The organism is Bradyrhizobium sp. LeoB3 (assembly GCF_055456055.1).
Map to the genome: position 1 here is coordinate 1 of NZ_JBVBEF010000214.1, position 4641 is coordinate 4641.

Here is a 4641-nt window from a genome sequence, read left to right on the forward strand (position 1 = left end):
GGTCCATCCAGGCAACCCTCGTCGCAACATTGAGGGTGAGTCGCCTCATTTTGTGGAGGGGACATACAGTCTAGCCGACGTTTCGACCAGATGGCGAGCACAGTAAGGACAGCCGCCGCCGAGAACGGACCGGTTTCACCCCCAAAACCTGCAACCTCACACCGCCGGCATCTGGCCGGCGGGCCTTGCGCGAGCGGTCTCGTCCGATTCTGGAGGTAGGGTGAACTGAAACACCGCGCCGCGAGGTTTATTGGCGCTCGCCCACATCCGTCCCCCGTGAGCGGCGATGATCGACCGGCAGATGGCGAGGCCCATGCCCATACCCTCCGGCTTGGTCGTGAAGAAGGCTTCGAACACGCGCTCCGCATCGTTCGGGTCCAGCCCCATGCCGGAATCGCGCACGGTGACGAGCACGCCGCCCGCGGCATCCGCCTCCGTGCTGATCAGCACCTCCCGTGCTCCCTCGTCGGTGCCTCTCACGGCGTCGACCGCATTGAGGATCAGGTTGAGGATAACCTGCTGGAGTTGGATGCGGTCGCCGTCCACGGCCGCGAGGCCGTTCGCGAGCCCGGTCTGCAGCGAGACGCCATGCTTTAGAAATTCGCTGCGGGCCAGCGCGATGACCTCGAGGATGGCTTCGTTGAGGTCGAACCGACTCTTGCGCGGCGGCGCCTTCTTGATGAGGGCGCCGATCCGGCCGATGACCTGGCCGGCTCGGTTGCCGTCATCAGCGATTTGGCCGAGGATCTCCCGGACCTGGTCCAGGTTGGGCGGCTCAGCGCCGAGCCAGTTCAAGGCGGCGCCGGCGTTGGTGACCACCGCGGCGATCGGCTGACTGACCTCATGGGCGATCGAGGCCGTCAGTTGGCCCATCGCCGTGACGCGATTGACATGCGCGAGCTCCGCCTGCGCCGCGCGCAAGGCTTCGGAGGCCAGCATGTGGTCCGTGAGGTCGTGAACGATCGAGAGCGCAGCCTCGACCCCCTCTGAATGCAGCCGCAGAGGCGAATAGGTCACGACCCGGTAGCGCCGGCCGACAGGATAGGCAAACCAACCCTCGAAGCCGACGTCCTCTCCTGCGAAGCAGCGGTCCAAATACGGTTTGATCTCCTGCTCAAAAACCTTGGTACCCAGCAGATCCCCAACGTGCTGGCCGACGAATCTGTCGGCCGGTATTTGCCAAATCCGCTCGTACACCGGGTTGACGCGTTGGAACCGACAATCGCGTCCAATGACACAGATCCCATCGGGTGAATTCTCGAACACCTGGCCGGTCAGATCCTCCACCCGCTTGCGTTCGGTGATGTCGTTATTGGTCTCCAAGGTCGCGACCGGATGGCCCCGCGCGTCCCGTTGCAGAGACCACCTGCTCGCCACGATTGCCGGCGTGCCGTCTTTCTTCGTGTGGACGAGTTCCCCTTGCCAGCGGCCCGTGCGGAGCAACCCTGCCGTGATCTCTTCGAGCGGCACGGGGAAGACCGTCTGCAGGAGCTGGTGAGTGACCTTGCCGACGGCTTCCGCTTTCTTCCATCCATACAGCTCCTCGGCGCCACGATTCCAGTAGACGATGGTGTCGTTCATGTCGCGCACGAAGATGGTGTCGTGGGTGAGGTCGAGGAGGCCGGCCTGCTCGCGCAGCACCAGTTCTCTCGATTGGCTTTGCACGGCGAGGAAACTCGCAACGCCGATCGTCGCAAGGCTGAGAAGGCGGTTTGCAACGGCGATGCTTAGCGATACCTGGTGCGGCGACAGAACATGGCTTAGCACCGTCAGCGCCATGCATGCCAATGTCGCGAGTACAACACCGCGCCACTGAAGAAACCTGGCCGCTAGCAGCACAACGCTGACGTACAGCACGCCGAAGGCGAACTCTGCGGGGGTAGTTGTGTCAGCGACGAAGATCCCGATAGCGATGGCAGCGCAAATAACCGGGAGAAAAGGCGACGTCGGTATCGTCGCCGAATTTAGATTGGTTTGCACTTGCTCCGTCCGCGCGTTAGGCCTCGCCAGGGACATGCGGGGGCTCCCAGTGCCGCCACTGGGTCGGTCCCTTTCGTTCGGCCAATCGGGCAAGCTGACGCTCCCATCTCCAGAGCGATGGAGCAAAGCCGCTGGCTCGCACCGCCAGTCACCCATTTGCGGCATCAGTCTGTCCCAATCCACCTTGCGGGTAAAGCGGCAGCCGCGGAGCGCTGGCGACACCGAACAGCGCGGCGCAGGCCGAGGGAGACCACCGGCGGCCGACCTTCGATGGCCGTTCGCCCGCTCAAGCCGTCCAGCGTGCCAAGTTGCGGCTGGGCGAACGTCGGGTGGTAAGCACGCTGCCGATAGAGATGCCCGCTCGACCGGTCGCAATCGGAGGTGAACCGGAAGACATATGTCCGTTCCGAGCTTTACCGCTTCTGGCCCCAAGCCGCAGTTGGGGGATGTCTGCTATTCCGCCGCTGTCAGGGGATAAGCAGACATCCGGCGAATGGGTCAAAAATGACGCGACTGGACCCATTCCGGACTTCAGGCCCAAGAACACCCTCCCGGAACGGCAGGCTACCGTTCACGACGTCGGGGTTGCGAGAACGAGTGCAATTTTGCGTTTACACTCTCACCCGACAGGCAGGATACATTGAAGGGCTGTACCCGGGCCGGCCGTACGAGAGGCCCATATTCGTCCCCCATGAGCTTCGACGATCGAGCGGCAGATCGATAGTCCCATGCCCATGCCACCGGGCTTGGTGGTGTAGAATGCGTCGAACAGGCGGGCAAAACTCTCCGGGTTCAGTCCCGGGCCCGAATCCCGCACGGCGACAAGCACCCCGCCCGATGCATCTTTCTCGGTGCTAATTAGCAACTCTCGCGCCCCTTCACTGACCGCGCTCATCGCTTCGACGGCGTTGATGATCAAGTTGAGGATCACTTGTTGCAGTTGGACTCGATCTCCTTGAATGAGCGGCAAGCCCTCCGCGAGTTGGGTCTGCACCGAGACGCCGTTCTTCACTATTTCGCCACGGGTCAGGGCAATGACCTCAAGGATTGCACCGTTGATCTCAAAGGCATCCTTCCGTGGGGGCGCCTTCTTGTTTAGGGCACGGATCCGCTCGATGACGTCGATGGTTCGGTTGCCTTCCTTGATGGTGTCACCAAGCACCCGCCGGGCCACCTCCAGATTGGGCCGCTGGGCGTTTAGAAAGCGCAAGGCAGCTTGGGCATTGGTAACTGTCGCCGTGATTGGCTGCATGACTTCATGGGCAATCGAGGCCGAGAGCTCTCCCATCGTTGTGACGCGATTGACGTGCGCGAGCTGCGTCTGCGCCTCACGCAACGCTTCCGACGCTAGCATCAGCTGGTTGGTCCGTTCTACGACACGTTGTTCGAGTTCCTCATTGAGCCCCTTGATTTCGGCCTTGGCTCGCTTGAGCGCGGCGGTTTCGACAATGTCCCAATTCCCGTGTCGCCTTGCGAGGACAAACTGGTGTGTACGCACCACATCCAGGATTTCGGGAGCTCCGCACGTCGCAAGCGGGTACGTGCACAGCACGGCAAGGCTCTGATTGCCGATAACCTCGTTGAGACCATCTTCATAGTCGCAAAAGTGTCCCCAGTCCTTCTTTGCTAGCCAGGTGGTATCCCCGGTCACTCTCATGCCGGCGTAACCTCTGGCCGATACGCGAGCGAGCTTCTCATACCAAGCGTCTGTCAGTCTCTTGCCGTCAAACGTGCCGTCCTGGAGAAACCAATCGCGGGCCGACACAATCTCCATCCTGGAGTCCGCCAGGTGTCGATCAAGGTCAGGCACCGCGGCTTTCAACGCAGCTGTGGCTTCTTCGATCGTCAAAGGCTCGGCAACAATCCACAGGCAGTACTCCTCCCTTGCCAAACCCGACTTGCAGTATGCGATCAACGAGTCGAGGAGATCCTCTTTCGTCTCATAGAAGAGGCAAAAGTGGGCACCCCAGGCCACCATGTCGCCAACGACGTCGATTCCGGTCTTCCGCATCTCTGTTGTCATTGGGGTCACCTCCAATTTCCAACGTTCCGGTTGCGCAAACCAAAGTTCTACTGCGGCCGTAGCAGCAGTAGCGATTGGCGTTTTGATCATAATGGTGATCTAGCTCAGTATCGCATTTCGACCCGAGCGGTCAGGAAGACTAAGCGGATTTCTTGTGGTCGGCCATGAATTTCCTCCTCGGGATCGAGAGCGCCAGGAGCTTTTTTTGCTGAGGGCACGTCAGTGATGCTGACAGTTGATCCATCCTCTGAGACGCATCGGGGGCTTTACCACAGGGCGCATCCTCGTCGGCTAAGGTCGTGGGTTGCTCATCCACCGACGACATCCGCGTGTGGCCCAAATGCGAAGTCCAGCGCGGCTTCAAACCGTCAGCTTCCAAGGGTAAAGTGGAAGCAGCGGGCCGACCGCCGGAACGCCGCTTGTGACCCTTCTGCGACAAGGGCAACTGGATTTACCGTGATGCAAAACCACGCTTCCCTTCAGGGGATACGCGCTTCATCCGGCACGGCCAATGAGATAGGTCGGGCCGTATTCATCGCGAAGATCTTCTCGAATTCGAGACGCATATTGCCGTGGCATTCGCACGCCGCGGCCGCGAGCCGCAACCGGTCGATCTCGATTTGGCCTCGTCGATCAGA

The 4641-nt window shown here is 61.0% G+C and carries 2 protein-coding genes; both read right to left on the reverse strand.

The genetic code is table 11. The features are described 5' to 3' along the window. Window positions 1-156: 156 nt before the first annotated feature. Window positions 157-2073, reverse strand: a complete 1917-nt coding sequence (locus ACZXDY_RS44780; protein ID WP_464349876.1) for a PAS domain-containing sensor histidine kinase — start codon at window positions 2071-2073, stop codon at window positions 157-159. Between the two features lie 526 nt (window positions 2074-2599). Then, window positions 2600-4003 (reverse strand): MEDS domain-containing protein, encoded by a 1404-nt coding sequence (locus ACZXDY_RS44785; protein ID WP_464349877.1) that lies wholly within the window; start codon window positions 4001-4003, stop codon window positions 2600-2602. Window positions 4004-4641 lie beyond the last annotated feature (638 nt).